The organism is Streptomyces sp. NPDC041713 (assembly GCF_055591085.1).
On the sequence record NZ_JBVIZY010000010.1, the window covers coordinates 230,546 to 247,119 of the forward strand.

Sequence of the window (16,574 nt, forward strand, 5' to 3'; positions counted from 1 at the left end):
GGCGGACCAACTGTCCCAGCAGTCAATGGAGTTCACCAGATGCCGGTGGCTCCGCACCGACCAGCCGGGAACGGATGAGGAAACGTACGCCTTCCGGGGCCTCCAGCGAGAAGCCGCTGCCCCGGCCCGGCACGACGTCCACGATCAGCCGGGTGTGGCTCCACACCGCGTACTGGCTCCGGGACATCCAGAACGCGACGGGTTCGGCCACCCCCTCGACCGCCAGCGACGCGAGGCGCACGTCGGAGTCGCCGGTGCGGAACTCGCCGTCCGGGTAGCACATGGGGGCGCTGCCGTCGCAGCAGCCGCCGGACTGGTGGAACATCAGCGGCCCGTGCTGCTCGCGCAGCTTGCGCAGGAGCCGGGCGGCCGCCGGGGTGAGCTCGACCCGGGGATCGACACAGCGGGGGTCAACACCCCGGCTGTCCTTGGTCTCATGACGGTCCATGGGATCACTCTTCCTCCAGCCACGTTGCAACAGGGTTGCACGGCGGGGGCGCAGGATCCCCGATGGACCAATCGTGGGCTTGTCGTGCCGTGTCGCCCGGGTCGCGGCCGTGCGGCGGTGAAGCTGGGGCGATGCGCTGGCTCCTCTCGTCGATCGTCGTCCTGTCCCTGGCCGTGCCCGCCCCGCACGCGTCCGCCGCCTCCGCCGGGGGTGCCGAACCGCCGTGCCGCGCGGGCACCGCGCCCTACCAGCGCGAGCTGGAGCGGGAGCTGCGGCTGCCGGTCGACGGACGCCAGTCGCCCGCCGACTGCGCGGCCATCCGCCGCCTCCAGCAGCGGCTCGGCATCCGTCCGGCGGACGGGCGGGCGACCCTGCGGACGTACCGCCTGGTCCTCGCGGACCGGATCCGGCGCGACCCCGCGGCCCGGCGGGCCTGCCCCGTCAGGCCGTACCGGATCACCTGTGTGGACCTCACCCGGCAGATCCTGTGGTCCCAGAGCGGCCGCAGGCTGGTGTTCGACCCGGTGCCGATCCGCACCGGCCGGGACGGTCTGGAGACGCGTCGCGGCTGGCAGCGCATCTACTGGAAGCACCGCGACCACTATTCGACGCTCTACGACGTCGAGATGCCGTACGCCCAGTTCTTCAACGGCGGCCAGGCCCTGCACGGTACCCGCAAGGACCTGTTCTCGTCCGGGTCGGGCGGCTGCGTCAACCTCGCCATGAACGACGCGAGGCGCCTGTACGACCTGCTGTTGAAGGGCGACCGCCTCTACCTTTGGGGCACGAAACCGGGTACGGGCAGCTGACATCACCCGTACCCGGTGCGCGGAAACCACGCGGCCCGCGCCCACGGCCGCGTGCGTCACTTCCCCTTCTTGCCGCCGCCGCGCTGGTTGGTGAGCGTCACGGTGACGCCCTTGGCGGCGTTGCCGGCGGTCACCTTGTGCGGCCCGCTGACCCTGTTCCTCGGCAGGACGTAACCGTCGGGCACGGCCGTCTCCCTGAGGTAGTACGAGCCGAGGTCGAGGCCCCGGTACGCGCACCGGCCCCGGCCGTCCGTGGCGCAGCCCGCGTCGACGAGGGTGTCACGGGACGCCCCGGACGTCTGGAGACCCGTGCGCCCGTTGGTCTCGCGCCACAGCTGGAAGACGGCGCCCGCCAGCGGCTTGCCCGTCTTCTTGTCCTTCTTGACGACGGTGACGCTGCCTTCCTCGACGGTCGGCTTCTTCTTGTTGGTGGCGGTGACCGTCACGCCCTCCTCGGCGTTGGCCGCGGTCAGTTCGAGGGGGCCGAACACGTTCGGGTCGGGCCGGACGTGACCTGCCGGGGCCTTGGTCTCGCGCCAGTAGTACGTGCCGAGCGGCACGCTCGACGCGCACGTGCCCGGCTTCTCGGTGACGCAGCGGCTGCCCACCTTCGTGTCCGGGTCGGCGCCGCCGGTCTGCAGGCCGTCGTCGCCGTTGGTCTCCCGCCATAGTTCGAACTCGGCGCCCGCGAGCGGCTCTCCGCTGTCCTCGTCCTTCTTGACGATCTTGACCTGGCCCGTGGTGGGCGCCGTGGCGCAGTCGGGCAGGTCGCCGTCGAAGGGGTAGTTGTGGAACTCCTGCCCGCCGCCGCCCGACGCCGAGCTGGTGTGGGTGAGTGAGCCGGTGGTGAAGAACCGCCCGTTGATGCCGGGCACGCTGACCGTGGTGTTCGACTTCTGGTGGCCGACCAGGATGCTGCCCTGGAACTGCCCGGTGCCCTTGACCTCCACCGACGTCGCGTCGGGGAAGTTCCACAGCAGCCGGGTGCGCAGCTTGTTGAGGCCGCTGCTGTCGTCGATGGTGCCGCTGTAGGTGTTGATGGTGCGGTTCGCGCCGAGGATGTTGACCAGGACCGTGGCGCCGTCCGGGATCCCCTCGAAGCGGATGCCCTCCTGGCCGCCGTTGCCGCCCATCAGGTCGAAGTCGACGTTGAAGACCTGGAGATCCGAGCTGTTGTCGCCGCGGAAGAGGGTCTCGCCGCCCGAGTGCCGGACCGTTCCCGTGGGGGTGCGGGTGCCGCCGTCGGGGTGGGCGTAGCACTGGCTGGCGGCCGTCAGCTCGTCCCGCAGCCGGACATAGGGGGTGGCGGCGTCGGGGTCCTTGCGCAGGGTGCCGACGATCCTGCCGGAGGCATCGCCGGCGTGCCGCACCACGCCGCCCTCGGCGAGGAGCCGCTGCCCGCCCGCGACGGTGACGTCGCCACCGGTGGTGAGCCAGTCCGCGCCGACGGGCGGTGCCACCCGGGAGCCGACGCCGGCCTCGCCGACGTTGTAGACGCTGCTGGCCCCGGCCGTCTTGTTCTGGTCGAAGTCGCCCAGGACCACCACGCGGCCCTCGGCCTCCGCGGCCCGCCCGCGGACCAGGAAGTCCTCGCCGACATAGACGTTGACGGCGTTGTCGCGGTACTTGATCCGGTCGTTGTTGACGGGCGGATAGCCGCCGTCGGGGCAGGTGCCCGGCACACACGGGCCGAGCCCGCCCGGCAGGGGCTGGGCGGCGGCCACGAAGGACCCGGCCGGGGCGTGCCCCGGGTGCGGGGAGGAGTGCGCGGCGGCGGGCACGGCCGACAGGCCACCGCCCGCGACGACGCCGAGGAGACACAGGTACCTCATTCCGGACGGGATGAGGGAGGGGAAGGTTGCGCGCACATCAGCTCCTCACGTGATCACAGAGACGTCGAGGAGGCTCGCACGATCGGCGGGCGCGACCGCTGAAGCCGTCCGTGCCCCGAACGAAGAGCACTGCAAAGGACGAGTACTGCGCCATACGGGACGGGTCCCGGAGCCATCGGGGACGGGTTCCGCCGACATCCGGCGCACCCTTCAGACACCCGCTCCCGTCCCGCAGGCATCCGGGGCGGGCCCGTCCGCTTCCCGGGCCCCGTACCACGCGCCCTCATGCAGATGACGTACGGCGACTACAGCGTCCGCATCAACGTGGTCCGGGCGCGCAAGGAGCTCCGGCACGTCGTACAACCCTCGTGCCGCATCCCGTGTCGAACAGGGCGCCGGACAAGGAACGGGCCCTTTCCGGACACCCCCCGCGCCTGCCCGGCCACCTTCATTCTCAGGAGCCGCTCGTGCGCAAGAACCGTTCGGCCGCCCTCGCCGCGGCATCGTTCCTTCTGCTGACCGGGGCCGGTATCGCCGCCGCCCCCTCCGCCCTCGCCGGCACGCCTGGGGGAACCCACGCCGACGACCGCAACAGCGACTTCAACGGCGACGGGTACGAGGACGTGCTGGTCGGCGCCCCCGGCGCGACGGTGAGCGGTGCCAAGGGCGCGGGACTGGTCACGGTCCAGTACGGCTCGACCAGAGGCATCGGCACCACGAACGTCGCCCGGTTCAGCCAGTCGACGGCCGGTGTCTCCGGCGCCGCGGAGGCGGGCGACGCCTTCGGCAGGGCCGTCGCCACCGGCGACCTGGACGGCGACGGATACGACGACGCGGTCATCGGCATCCCCGGCGAGGACCTCGACGCCACGGCGGACGCCGGCGGGGTCGCCGTCCTGTGGGGCTCCAAGACAGGTCTTTCCGGCACCGCGAGCGACTGGCTGCAGGCCGGGGAGCCCGCCGCGGGCGCGCAGTTCGGCTCAGCCCTCGCCGCCGCGCACCTCTCCGGGGTCACGCCGGGCGACGAGCTCGCCGTCCTGGACCGCGACCACATGCAGCTGTTCGCCTACGAGCCCGCGCCGCAGCCCGGCGAGCGGGCGCCGCTGCGCCGCCAGGCCGGCGAGCGGCTCGCCGCGTCCGCCGCGGCGGAGGGCTTCCGGCCCAAGTCGCTGACCACCGGTGACTACGACGATGACGGCTACGCCGACCTCATCGTCTCCGGACTGACCGGGGGCGACGATCCGGGGCGCGGTCTGTCCGTGCAGTTCGCGGGCGGCGCGGACGGCCTCACGTACAAGAACGACCTGAAGGGCGGCCCCGCGACCGCCTCCGGTGACATCAACAACGACGGCTACGACGACCTGGTGACCGGCGAGCCGGCCTCCCCGGACGACGGCGGCGCGACGATGACCGGCGGCCAGGTCGGGGTGCGCTACGGCACCGAGGACGGCCTGCTGGAGGAGGCCAAGTGGTGGACGCAGGACTCCGCCGGCGTGCCCGGCACCGCCGAGCGCGGTGACGGCTGGGGTGCCGACCTCTCCGTGGCGGACACCAACGGCGACGGCTTCGCGGACGTCGCGATCGGCGCTCCCGGCGAGGACATCGGGACGGTCGCGGACGCGGGCGCGGTGTGGGTCCTGAACGGCTCGGAGAACGGTATGACGGCCACCGGCGCCAAGTCGTGGGACCAGGACGACGCGGACATCCCGGGCGCGCCCGAGAAGGGCGACAAGTGGGGCGGTCAGGTGCGGCTCTCGGACCCGAACCGCGACGGCCGTTTCGGGCTCCTCGCGGCCGCACCCGGTGAGAACGCCGGGGACGGCGTGGTGTGGGTCCTCTCCGCCGGGTCGGGCGGCGTGACCGGCTCCGGTTCGTGGACGTACGGCGCGGGTTCGCTGGGGGCGCCGGCCACCGGGTCCGCCTTCGGCGCGGCGATCGACGAGTGACGCCGACGCCCTGAGGGGCAGACCTCCGGGCCTGGTGGTGAGCGGGCGGCTCCGCAGCAGCGCGGGACGTGCTCACCACCGCGTCCGGAGGCCGCCCCCGCACGTACCCCCTGCCGCATGCGCTCCGTACGCATGCGGCAGGGGGCATTTTGCGTCTCGTGCCCATGTCTCCCGCCGACCCATGTCTCCCGCCGACCCGTGATCCCCGCCAAGGCGCCCCCGCGCCGGGCGGTGCTTCACGGTGCCCTTCACCGCTCAACCATTTCCTCTGGTCTGGACCAACTACCGCTCAGTAGGCCGCAGTTGAGCTGCGGAATCTTCGCCAAATCCCCTTATGGCGGGCGCGTGAACGCGGGGTAAATATCGCCCTTTTGGCCCTCAAGACGCCCAATTCAATTGTTGACACGGAGAGTTGGTCTAGTCCATTTTGGTGGTACGCAAGTTCGACAGGGGGCGGGTGAGTACGCGCTGCCCCGGCGGGCCCTTTGTGGCCCGACCCGGCGTGGAGTCCTGCCGCCGGACGACAGAACCGAACCTTGGAGCACCACATGCCAGCGAGCGACCGCTACCTCCATCGCGCCCCCTCCGACGTCCCCTACTTCAGCGCCGACGGCGACACGTACCTGGCGCAGACCCAGCTGCGCGACCTGCAGAAGACCCGGCCTCTGCGCGTCCTCTCGGAGGAGGACTTCGCCCACTGGCAGACGTACGGCTACGTCGTCGTGAAGGAGGCGATACCCGCCGACGCCGCGAAGGACCTGCTCGACTTCGCCTGGGAGTTCCAGGGGCTCGACCGGGGCCGCCCGGAGACCTGGTACGAGGAGCGCGAGTTCCGCTCCGACCTCGACCGCGAGCTGCACGTCTACGGCTTCGTCGAGGCCTACCACCACCAGCTGATCTGGGACAGCAGGCAGACCCAGCGGGTCTACGACGCGTTCGTCGACGTATGGGACTGCGAAGAGCTCTGGGTGACGCTCGACCGGCTCAACCTCAACCCGCCCAACGTCAAGAACCGCTCCCGTTCCCTGATCGCGCCCACGGAACGCGGCTTCGACATCAACCTGCACTGGGACGTCGACACCACGCTCGGCGTGCTGCCCCAGCGCGTCCAGGGGATCATCGCCCTGGACGACACCCGCGAGGACCACGGCGGCTTCCAGTGCTGCCCCGAGCTCTTCCGCCGCTTCGACCGGTGGAAGGCCCTCCAGCCCGACGGCCGCGACCCCATCCGCCCCGCCATCGACCGGGACGACATGCCCGTCGTACGGCCGGAGCTGCGCGCCGGCGACCTGCTGATCTGGAACGGCCTGCTCGCGCACGGGGTCGCCCCCAACACCTCCGAGAACGGCGTCCGCGCGGTCCAGTACCTCTCGATGATGCCCGCGCTGGAGGGCCACGAGGAGCTGCGCCGCTCCCGCGTCGAGTCCTGGCGCGACCTGAGCACGCCCGACTGGAACGCCACGCTCCTCGGCGACGCGCACAAGCACGAGTCGCTCCGCTACGGCACCGCCGCCCTCAACGAACTCGGCGCCAAGCTGCTCGGCCTCAAGTCCTGGAACGAGGAAGCCGCATGCGCCGCATCTGCCTGACGCTGCCCACCAACCGGGCCTGCCCGGACACCCTCGCGGCGATCGGCGAGGAAGCGGCCTACGCCGCCGGGCACTTCGACGTCGAGGCCCACCTGCTGATCCTCGACTCCTCCGACCCCGCCACGTACGCCGCGCACACCCGTGCCGTCCAGGCGCTGCCCGACGTGCCGCGCGTCGTCGTGCACCACCTGGACGAGGCCGCGCAACGCGCCTTCCTGCGCCGGGTGATCGCCGCGGCCCAGGTCGCCAAGCCGGAGCTCATGCTGGACCTGATGCTCCCGAACGGCCTCTCCTACGGCGCCTGCACCAACCGCGCCTTCCTCATCGCCGCGGCCCTCGGCTGCGAGTCCGTCCACCGCAGGGACTCCGACAGCCGCTACCAGACCCACGACGGCGAGCCCGTCTTCCCCGTCCACCACGAACTCGCCTCGCTCGGCAGGCCCGCCGCCGACGCCGCCCCCGGCGTCACCGAGAACACCCTGGAACCGCGCCACGCGCACCAGCGGGTGGCGATGGTCGGCAGCTCCTTCGTGGGCGAACTCTCCGTCGACATCGGCGAGATCCGCCGGCTCGACCCGGACGTGTACCACGACGTGGTCAGCCTCTGGGCACCCGACGACTGGTCCGAGAGCCAGAAGCGCGACCTCGTCGAGGACTCGTTCCGGGGTGCGGGCACGGAGCCCTTCGTGAGCGACCACACGACGCTCGGCCTCGTCGACCCGATGCGCGTCGACATGTGCAACATCAGCTTCCACGGCGTGCAGGAGAGCGTGCCGCTGCCGCCCGCGACCGACACCATCGGCAGCGACTACTTCCTCATCCACCTGGTCCACGACGCCGCGCTCCCCGGCGTCCTGCACAACCGCAACATCGTCAACTACTACACCGCGGAACGCAGGACCGACGCCGGCTTCCTCGCGTACCAGACGCGCTTCGTGAAGTTCTTCCTGTCGATGCTCTACTTCAACCACATCTACGACCGGATGACCGCGGCCGGCGAAGCCCTCCTGGACGAACGGGGGCAGGTCCGCCCCGACGTCATCGCCGGGTTCGCCCGCGAGAGCGCCCTGCTCGACCAGGCCGGAAACCACCGCCGACTGGACCGGATCGACACCGCTTACCGTTCGCTCGGCGGCCGCTACGCCGACTTCGCCGACCACCTCGCCACCCGGCGCGAACGCCTGCTCGACGAGGCGCGCCGCGACATCGAGGACTTCGCCCTGCTCACCGAGGCATGGCAGCCCCTGGTGCGCGCGAGCAAGGACGCGGGACCCACCCTGACGGCGGGACACCCGGCGTGAGCGCGACGACGACCCACGAGAGAGAACAGCCGCACCACACCCCGGCACCCTGGCGGGACGGCGCCCGCCTCCTGGACGCGCTGGCCGCAGCCCCCGAGGACCGGATCATCTTCGACCTGCCCGGCATCGAGGAGGGCTACGAGGCACTGCTCCGCGAACTTCCGGGCGTGGCCGTCCGGTTCGCCATGAAGGCCTGCCCCGTCGACGAGGTGCTCACCCTGCTGGCGCGGCGCGGCTGCGGCGTCGACGCGGCCGGACCCGCCGAGGTGGAACAGGCGCTGCGGGCCGGCGTGCCGATCGAGCGGATGCACTACGGCAACACCGTCAAGTCCGACCGGAACATCGCCGACGCGTTCCGGCTCGGCATCAGGGACTTCGCGACCGACAGCCTGGAGGACGTGCGGGCCGTCGCCGTGCACGCCCCGGGCAGCCGGGTGTTCTGCCGGCTCGCGACCACCGGCGAGGGCGCGCTGTGGGGGCTCAGCAACAAGTACGGCTGCTCGCCCGAGGACGCCGTCACGATCCTGGAGACCGCCCGCGACCTGGGCCTGACACCCGCCGGTCTCTCCGTGCACGTCGGCTCGCAGCAGATGACGGCCGACGCCTGGCAGGGCGCCTTCGACCGCATCGCCGACGTGCTGACCGCGCTCGCGGCGCGCGGGATGTCCCTGGACCACGTCAACCTCGGCGGCGGCCTGCCCGCCCGCGGCTACCACGACAAGCACGGCAGGCCCCTCGACCCGCCGATGGACAAGATCTTCACCGTGATCCGCGAGGGCATGGCCCGCCTCGGCGACATCCCCGGACACCGGCTCGGCTTCGTCGTGGAACCGGGACGGCACCTCGTCGCCGACCACGGCGCGATCCGCGCCCACGTCTCCCGGCTCTCCGCACGCGGCCGCCCCGACGGCGAGCGCCGGCACTGGCTCTACCTCAGCTGCGGCAAGTTCAACGGCCTCTACGAAATGGACCAGTTGCAGTACCGCCTGGTCTTCCCCACCCATCCCGGCGCCCCGTCGGTGTCCGCCGTGGTCGCCGGACCCACCTGTGACAGCGACGACGCGTACTCCCACGAGGACGGCCTGGTCCAGGTGCCCGCCGGGCTGGCTTCCGGCGACCCGGTCTGGGTGCTCTCCTGCGGGGCCTACGCGACCAGTTACATGACGCAGGGTTTCAACGGCTTCGGGCCGCTGCCGTACGTCTGCGTCGACGACCGGGGCGAGGGCGCATGACCGAGGAGGTACGGGTGCGTCCCATCGCCGAGGGGGACTGGGACGCCATCACGGCGTTGGAGTCCCGCGCCTACGGCCCGCTCGGCCTGTCGGAGGGGCGGCCCGCGCTGGAGTCCCGCGTACGGGCGTCCCCGAGTACGTGCTTCGCGCTGGACGCGGGGCGGCAGTTGGCCGGCTACCTGCTGGCCCTGCCGTATCCGGAGAGCGAGTACCCGGAGCTGCGCGGCACCGAACGGGGACCGGCCCGCACCACCGGCAACCTGCACCTGCACGACATCGTCGTCGCGGAACACCTGCGCCACCGCGGCCTCGCGCGGCACCTGCTGCGCCGCCTCACGGCGACGGCGCGCTCGCTGGGCTACGACCGGATCTCGCTGATCGCGGTCGGCGGCAGCGAGACGTTCTGGGCGGGCCGCGGCTTCGTGGCCCGGCGCGGGGGCTCGCCGCTCGCCGGATACGGCCCGACGGCGGTCTACATGGCGCGTGCGATCCCCGCTGGCGCGGACACCGGCGCGAACACGGGCGCGGACCTGCGGGCGCGGAGCGGGACAGAACCATCGACGGACACCGAGAAGTGGACTGATACGAGTGCTCAGGTTGCGTGATCCCTTCCACCGGAGCCAGTTGGCGATCGCGGCGCTGTTCTGCTCGCTCGGCTTCCAGTACGCCACCTGGGCGTCGCGGATCCCGGCCATCAAGGCGGACCTCGACCTGAGCGACGCGGAGGTCGGCGTACTCCTGATGGCCGCGGGCATCGGCGCGGCCGTGTCGTTCCCCCTGGTCGCGGTGTTGATGCGGCGCCTCGGCTCGCAGCGCCTCGCGCTCCTGTCGGCGCTCTGCCTGGCCCTGCTCCTGCTGGCCCTGGCCGGGGCGCCCAACTACCCCGTGGCGCTGCTCGTCATGTGCGTCGACGGTGTCCTCGTCGGCGCTTTGAACGTCGCCATGAACGCCCAGGGCGCCGAGCTGGAGAGCCGGTACGAGCGCAACGCCATGGCCCGCCTGCACGCCACGTTCAGCGGCGGTTCGCTGCTCGCCGCGCTGCTCGCCTCCGGCATGAACGCGGTGACGTCGACGGTCGCCGTGCACTTCGCCGCGGCCGCGGCGTTCCTGCTCCTGCTGGTCGCGTACGCGCGGACGGGGCTGCTCACCGAGAAGGCGGACAGCGCGAAGGAGACCGCCGAGGCGGGGGAGGAGCGGCAGCCGGCCACGCCGGCGAAGAGCAAGTGGACCGTGCCGTCCAGCATGACGCTGTGGATGTGCGTCGCCATGGCGTTCGGCACGGTGACCGAGGGCGCCATGAACGACTGGTCCGCCCTCTATCTCAAGGACGTGGCCGACGCCTCCGCCGAGCTGGCACCCCTCGGCATCGCCGTCGTCTCGGGCATGATGGTCGTCGCCCGCCTCTTCGCCGACGGCTGGCGCAGCCGCTGGGGCGACGGCCGGATCGTCCTGTCCGGGAGCGTGCTGGCGGGGGCGGGCCTGGCTCTCGCCCTGCTCAGCGGGGGTCTGGTGCCGGCGCTGCTCGGCTTCGCCTGTGTCGGCCTCGGCATCGCGGCCGTCACTCCGTGCGTCTATGTGGCCGCGGCAGGACAGGGCTCGGACTCGCTGACCCTGGTCGCCGCCATGGGCACCACGGGTCTGCTGGCCGGGCCGCCGCTCATCGGCTTCATCGCCCACGCGAGCAGCCTCGTGTGGGGGCTTGCCGCCGTCGCCGCGTCGGCGCTCGTCGTCTCCGCGTGCAGCACGCGGATCCGGTGGCCCGCGACGACGAGCGGCTGAGCGCCCGCGCGGGCTCTCTCGTACGGGCTCCCTCACGCGATCCCGCGCGCGGTCTCGTTCGGCGGCCCGCACCGTCTCATCCGCCCCACCTGCACTGCCGCATCTCGTACTTACCCGAGGGTAGGCGCGCCCGGCCCCCTTGTTATACATTCCGTCTAACAAGGGGGTCGCGGCCTGCCGTGCGACGCGGCGCCGTGCCCGCTGCCCGGACGTCGAGAGCCAAGGGAGCCGCAGCATGGCAAGCAGCACTGTTCGGCCGAGCACACAGGGCGGTTCACCGGAGGGCGACATCGCCCGGCGGCTGTTGGACTCGGCCGCCGTGCTGGCGTACGACCCGGCCACCGAGGTCGACTGGGAGACGCCGCTGGACCGCGAGTACCACGGCGCGAGCCCCGAGTGGTGCACGCTCTACGGCACCGCCTACTGGCAGGAGCTGACCGAGGCGCAGCGCAAGGAACTGACCCGCCAGGAGGCGGCGTCGGTGGCCAGCACCGGCATCTGGTTCGAGATGATCCTGCAGCAGATGGTGCTGCGCGACGTCTACGCCAAGGACCCGACCAGCGCCGAGGTGCAGTGGGCGCTCACGGAGATCGCCGAGGAGTGCCGCCACTCCATCATGTTCGCCCGGGGTGCCGAGAAGCTCGGCGCGCCCGCCTACCGGCCGCGCCGGTGGGCCGTCGAAATGGGCCGGGCGTTCAAGTCGGTGGCCTTCGGCGAGGCCGCGTACGCCGCGATCCTGGTGGCCGAAGAGGTCCTCGACGTGATGCAGCGCGACTGGATGCGGGACGAGCGGGTCGTGCCGTTCGTGCGCACCATCAACAACATCCATGTCGTCGAGGAGTCCCGGCACATGAAGTTCGCCCGCGACCAGACGCGCAAGCGGCTCGCGGGCGCCGGGCGGGCGCGGCGCCAGATCAACGCCCTCGTCATCGCCATCGCGTCGTACGTCATCGTCACCAGCATGGTGAACCGCAAGGTGTACGCGAACGCCGGACTCGACGAGGAGCGCGCGCTGGCCGAGGCGAAGGCCAACGAGCACCACAAGTCCATGATGCGGTCCAGCTGTTCGGGACTCATGGAGTTCCTCGCCTCGTGCGGGCTGCTCACCAAGCCGGCCCTGGCGTTCTACAAGCGCGCCCACCTCATCTGAGCCGATCCGAGCGAGCTGAGCCGACGACCATGACCTATGCCATCACGCAGACCTGTTGCAGCGACGCCACGTGCGTCGCCGTGTGTCCGGTCAACTGCATCCATCCCACGCCGCAGGAGCGGGCGTTCGGCAGCACGGAGATGCTGCACATCGACCCGAAGACGTGCATCGCCTGCGGCGCCTGTGCGGATGCCTGCCCCGTCGACGCGATCTTCCCGGTGGACAGCCTGCTGCCCGGACAGCAGGAGTACGCCGCCATCAACGCGGCGTACTACGACGGCGATACGGGTACGGCGGACGACGCCCGCGAGTCCGAGTCCGAGAACGAGACCGTGTCGGCGTCCGAACCCGCCCGGCAGGGGCCGAACTTCCACGTCTGGGGCGAGCCGTCCTTCCCCCGGGTTCTGCCCGCGGACTTCGCCCCGCTCAAGGTCGCCGTCGTCGGCACCGGGCCCGCCGGGATGTACGCCGTGCAGGATCTGCTGCTGCACACCAGCGCCGAGGTGACGTTGATCGACCGGCTGCCGGTGGCGGGCGGCCTGGTGCGCTACGGGGTGGCGCCCGACCACCCGGCGACCAAGAAGGTCGGCGACACGTTCGCGCGCTTCCACGGACATCCGAGGGTACGCATGCACCTCGGCCTCGACGTGGGCACCGACGTCACCCCGGAGGAGATCGCCGCCCACCACGACGCGGTGATCTACGCCGTCGGCGCATCGGCCGCCCGGCGCCTTGCGATACCGGGGGAGGAGTTGCCCGGCAGCACCTCCGCGAGCGCGTTCGTCGCCTGGTACAACGCCCACCCGGACGCGGCGGCGGACGGCGTCGACCTGTCGGCCGAGCGCGCGGTCGTCGTCGGCAACGGCAACGTCGCCCTCGACGTGGCCAGGATCCTGCTCGCCGACCCGGACACCCTCGCCCGCACCGACATCGCCGACCACGCGCTGCGGGCCCTGCGCGACAGCGCGGTGCGCGAGGTGGTCCTGCTGGCCCGGCGCGGTCCCGAGGACGCCGCGTACACCCGGTCCGAGCTGCTGGCCCTGAAGCATCTGCCGGGCGTGGAGCTGACGGTGGACGACCACGACCCGCGCGTCGCGGAAGCCGTCGACGCCGCAGACGCCCACGAAAAGGCGGCGGTCCTGCGCGGCGTCCCGCGCTCCCGGCCGGACTGGGAGCAGGCGCCCGCGCCGGGCCGAAGGATCGTGCTGCGGTTCTTCTGTGAACCCGCCGAACTCCTCGGCACGGAACGGGTCGAGGCGGTCCGGGTGACCGCGGCCACGGGGGAGCGGACGGTGGCAGCGGGCCTCGTGCTGCGCGCCATCGGCTACCGCGGGGTGCCCGTCGCCGGGCTGCCCTTCGACGAGAGCAACGGCACCGTGCCCCACGAGGGCGGCCGCGTCGCCGGACAACCGGGCACCTACGTCGTGGGCTGGATCAAGCGCGGCCCCACCGGCGGCATCGGCGCCAACCGCACCTGCGCCGCGGAGACGGTCTCCACCCTGCTCGCCGACGCGGTAGCGGGCACGCTCCCGGCGCCTCGGCACGCCGCGAAGGCCTTCCACCGGCTGGCCCGGCGCCGCAACCGCCAGGTGGTCGACGCGCGCGGCCTGGCCGCCATCGAACGGGCCGAGGTCACGCGGGGAGCGGGCACGGGACGCCCGCGGGTCAAACTGGCCACGGTGGACGAGCTGGTCTCCACGGCGAGGGCGGGCCGCGGCGGCCTCCTGCGCTGACGGCCACCCCGCGCCCTCGCGGATCCTCTCGGACGGGCGGGACGGGCATGCCCCCGCCGCCTCCCGCGACCGCAGGAGCATGCTGCTCGGCGGGTGACCGTACGGCCAGCGTACGCCGGGGAGGGGGCCACCGCGGACGAATGGCCGTGCAGGTCCGGCCGCGCCGGGCTCACCCCGTGCGGCGCGGCCGACCCGCCTCAACTACGGCCTCGGTGCGCGGGAGTTCACCAAGACAGTAGGAGCATGGAAGGCGAGGGGCGCAGGGCCCCTTTCCATCTCTACCCCGAGCACACCGCGCACACCAATTGAAGTACGGAGCACCACACGTGCCCCACGCCTCGCCCCGGGCAACAGGCGGACCCGGGGGCCAGGCGGATTCGGTGGGGACAGCAGAAGGCCCGGTCTCCCTGGGGAGACCGGGCCTTCCGTCGCGAGCGCTGGGCAGGCCTTGCACCTGCATCTCCCCACAGGAAGTGGGGCGCCTTTCCTTGGACCACCAACGCCGGGCCCGGCACCGTCGTTCCGGCGGCGAGCACATGATCGACTTTAACCCATGACCCGTCCGGGGGCCAACTCGGCGGAGGGCGCCCGTCCGGGGCGCCGACCGCCCTACGATCGCCTGCATGCTGCTGCGCCGGAAGTTGCGTACGTTCATGGCCCTCGTCGCGGTGCTCGCCGCCGCGCTGCTCTGGGCCCCCGGGGGTGGGGCGTGGGCGGCGCCGGCCGGCGAGGACCGGCCCGCGACCGGCCGCCAACTCCTCTTCTTCAACCATGCGTACGGCGTCCTCGACCGCGAGACCGCCGACGCCATCGAGCACTCCGCCTACCTGCGGGACTTCGCCAACTTCCAGGTCCGCACCACGACCGGCTCCGACGGCCAGACCTGGACCGGCCGCTATCTGATGGGCCGCGAGACCTACGTCGAGCTGTTCGGCGTCGGTGATCTGCCGGGCAAGGACGGCGAGTTCGGCGCCGGCGGCATGGGCCTCTCGGTCGAGCGCGCGGGCGATCTGGCGACGGTGCGCGAGCGGCTCGTCGACCTCGGGGTCACCCCGGCCGACTTCCAGCAGACGCGCGACTTCGGCGACGGCGTCCCGGTGCCGTGGTTCGACGGCTTCTTCGCCATCGCCGCCGACGCGTACGACTCCTTCGGCGCCTGGACGATGGAGTACCGGCCGGAGTACTTCGCCGACCCGCGCTCCAAGACGGAGCCGGCCGCCCACCCCGGCGACGTCGGGCGCGAGCGGTACCTCAACGACGACTACCGCGACCACCTGATGCGCGACGTGACGTCGATCCGGCTCGCCACCACGGCTCGTGACGTCGCGAGCACCGTACCGGTGCTGCGGGCGGGCGGGTTCGAGGTCCGCACCCTGCCGGACGGCAGCGCGGTCGCCCTGCGCGGCGGCACCACGATCCGCTTCGACGCGACGCCCCGCGCGGACGCCGGCCTGCGCGAGATCACCTTCGCGCTCAACAAGAGCGTCAAGCAGCGGCACGTGGAGCAGATCGGCCGGTCGACGCTCACGGTCGGTCCGGGCGCCCGCGCCGTGTGGACGTTCGCCGGGGCGCAGTAAGACGGCAAGGAGCGCTCCGCTCGTCGGGCACGCGGTGGTTGCCCGGGGCCAACCCCGGGCGACCACCGCGCGTCGAACGGTCGTACGGCAATGAATCCCTGGTGAACAACGGTCGTGGGAGTGCAACGGCCGCCCGCGCACGCGGTCTGAACCGGTGAGGTGGCACACCGCCACCGACGGCACCCGAGGTGCCGGCCGCACCACCGGACCACCAGGAGAACCCCGCATGTCCGCTCGACCCTTACGCACCCACCGCCTCCGCCCGCTCGGCGTCGCCGCCGTACTGGGCTGCTCCGCCGTACTCGCCGGCCTCACCGGCGCGCCGTCGGCGACCGCAGCCGCGCCGACCGCCGCCGCACCAGCCGCCACCGTGGAGCCGGTCTCCGGTTCCCGGCTCGAGTACCGGGCCGCCCCCGGACAGGTCAACCAGCTCGACGTCAAGACCCGTTACCGGTCCGTCGGGGAGAACGAGGGCGTGTACGACGTCACCCTCGACGACCGCGTCGCCATCGCCACCCCCGAGGGCTCCGGGTGCGGCCACCCGGACGCGGCCGACCTCACCCGTGTCCTGTGCACCATCGCCGACCCCGGTGACCGGGCCTCCGACCTGATCACGCTCGGCGCGTACGTGGGGGACAAGGACGACAGCGTCACCGTGGCCGCCGGGAACAGCGCCTACCTGCAGTTCCACGGCGAAGCCGGCAACGACACCCTCAAGGGCGACCTCAGCACCGCCCTGTACGGCGAGGACGGCGCCGACCACCTCGACACGAGCGGCGGCGTGTACAGCGAGGGCTCCTTCGGCGGCGCGGGCAACGACACGCTCACCAACTGCGTCTCCGACTGCGACGGCGGCCCCGGCAACGACACCCTGCGCGCCGCGTCCGGCACCGTCGACCACACCCTGACCGGCGGCGACGGCGACGACACCGTGTACGGCAACGCCGACGGGGAGCGGATCCTCGGCGGCCGCGGCAACGACAAGCTGTACGGCGCCGCGGGCGACGACGTCATCTACGGCAACAGCGGCGACGACCTGCTGCACGGCGGCCCGGGCAACGACACCCTCTCCGGCGGGCCGGGCCGCAACAAGGTGTACCAGGACTAGGACCTTTCGCCACCAACGCGCGGCAGGGCGCCCGGCATCAGCCGGGCGCCCTGCCACGTTACGACGGGGA

13 protein-coding genes are annotated in these 16,574 nt (G+C 72.3%); 11 read left to right on the forward strand and 2 right to left on the reverse strand.

What is annotated here, in order from left to right; all coding sequences use genetic code 11:
- Positions 1-22 precede the first annotated feature (22 nt).
- Positions 23-448: a DUF779 domain-containing protein gene (locus tag ACZ6CV_RS28130; RefSeq protein WP_469253434.1), complete on the reverse strand. Its 426-nt coding sequence runs from the start codon at positions 446-448 to the stop codon at positions 23-25.
- Positions 449-579: 131 nt separating this feature from the next.
- Between ACZ6CV_RS28130 and ACZ6CV_RS28135 the strand changes: the two genes are divergently transcribed.
- Positions 580-1,257, forward strand: coding sequence for a L,D-transpeptidase (locus ACZ6CV_RS28135; RefSeq protein ID WP_469253435.1), 678 nt, complete (start codon positions 580-582; stop codon positions 1,255-1,257).
- A 56-nt stretch (positions 1,258-1,313) separates the two neighbouring features.
- Here the strand turns inward: ACZ6CV_RS28135 and ACZ6CV_RS28140 are convergent, their stop codons facing one another.
- Positions 1,314-3,089, reverse strand: coding sequence for a choice-of-anchor A family protein (locus ACZ6CV_RS28140; protein WP_469253436.1), 1,776 nt, complete (start codon positions 3,087-3,089; stop codon positions 1,314-1,316).
- A gap of 467 nt (positions 3,090-3,556) precedes the next feature.
- Here ACZ6CV_RS28140 and ACZ6CV_RS28145 point away from each other — a divergent pair, with 467 nt between their 5' ends.
- The 10 genes from ACZ6CV_RS28145 (at position 3,557) to ACZ6CV_RS28190 (ending at position 16,504) form a co-directional block, all read left to right on the forward strand.
- Positions 3,557-5,035, forward strand: coding sequence for an esterase (locus tag ACZ6CV_RS28145; RefSeq protein WP_469253437.1), 1,479 nt, complete (start codon positions 3,557-3,559; stop codon positions 5,033-5,035).
- Positions 5,036-5,583: 548 nt separating this feature from the next.
- A complete protein-coding gene (locus tag ACZ6CV_RS28150; RefSeq protein ID WP_469253438.1) occupies positions 5,584-6,624 on the forward strand; it encodes a phytanoyl-CoA dioxygenase family protein in 1,041 nt (346 codons plus the stop codon).
- Positions 6,606-7,925, forward strand: a complete 1,320-nt coding sequence (locus ACZ6CV_RS28155) for a DUF6271 family protein (RefSeq protein ID WP_469253439.1) — start codon at positions 6,606-6,608, stop codon at positions 7,923-7,925. Before ACZ6CV_RS28150 ends, ACZ6CV_RS28155 begins: the two co-directional genes overlap by 19 nt.
- A 71-nt stretch (positions 7,926-7,996) precedes the next feature.
- Positions 7,997-9,157 carry a type III PLP-dependent enzyme gene (locus ACZ6CV_RS28160; RefSeq protein ID WP_469253559.1) on the forward strand — a complete coding sequence of 387 codons (1,161 nt, stop codon included), beginning with the start codon at positions 7,997-7,999 and terminating at the stop codon, positions 9,155-9,157.
- Positions 9,154-9,762 carry a GNAT family N-acetyltransferase gene (locus tag ACZ6CV_RS28165; RefSeq protein ID WP_469253440.1) on the forward strand — a complete coding sequence of 203 codons (609 nt, stop codon included), beginning with the start codon at positions 9,154-9,156 and terminating at the stop codon, positions 9,760-9,762. The genes ACZ6CV_RS28160 and ACZ6CV_RS28165 overlap by 4 nt, the downstream gene beginning before the upstream one ends.
- Positions 9,746-10,936 (forward strand): MFS transporter, encoded by a 1,191-nt coding sequence (locus ACZ6CV_RS28170; RefSeq protein WP_469253441.1) that lies wholly within the window; start codon positions 9,746-9,748, stop codon positions 10,934-10,936. The genes ACZ6CV_RS28165 and ACZ6CV_RS28170 overlap by 17 nt, the downstream gene beginning before the upstream one ends.
- Before the next feature lie 235 nt (positions 10,937-11,171).
- Positions 11,172-12,086, forward strand: a complete 915-nt coding sequence (locus tag ACZ6CV_RS28175) for an AurF N-oxygenase family protein (protein WP_362369658.1) — start codon at positions 11,172-11,174, stop codon at positions 12,084-12,086.
- A gap of 29 nt (positions 12,087-12,115) precedes the next feature.
- Positions 12,116-13,819 carry an FAD-dependent oxidoreductase gene (locus tag ACZ6CV_RS28180; RefSeq protein ID WP_469253443.1) on the forward strand — a complete coding sequence of 568 codons (1,704 nt, stop codon included), beginning with the start codon at positions 12,116-12,118 and terminating at the stop codon, positions 13,817-13,819.
- A 623-nt stretch (positions 13,820-14,442) separates the two neighbouring features.
- Complete coding sequence (locus tag ACZ6CV_RS28185; RefSeq protein ID WP_469253445.1) at positions 14,443-15,396, forward strand: DUF5829 family protein; 954 nt, start codon at positions 14,443-14,445, stop codon at positions 15,394-15,396.
- A gap of 226 nt (positions 15,397-15,622) precedes the next feature.
- Positions 15,623-16,504 (forward strand): calcium-binding protein, encoded by an 882-nt coding sequence (locus ACZ6CV_RS28190; RefSeq protein WP_469253447.1) that lies wholly within the window; start codon positions 15,623-15,625, stop codon positions 16,502-16,504.
- Positions 16,505-16,574 lie beyond the last annotated feature (70 nt).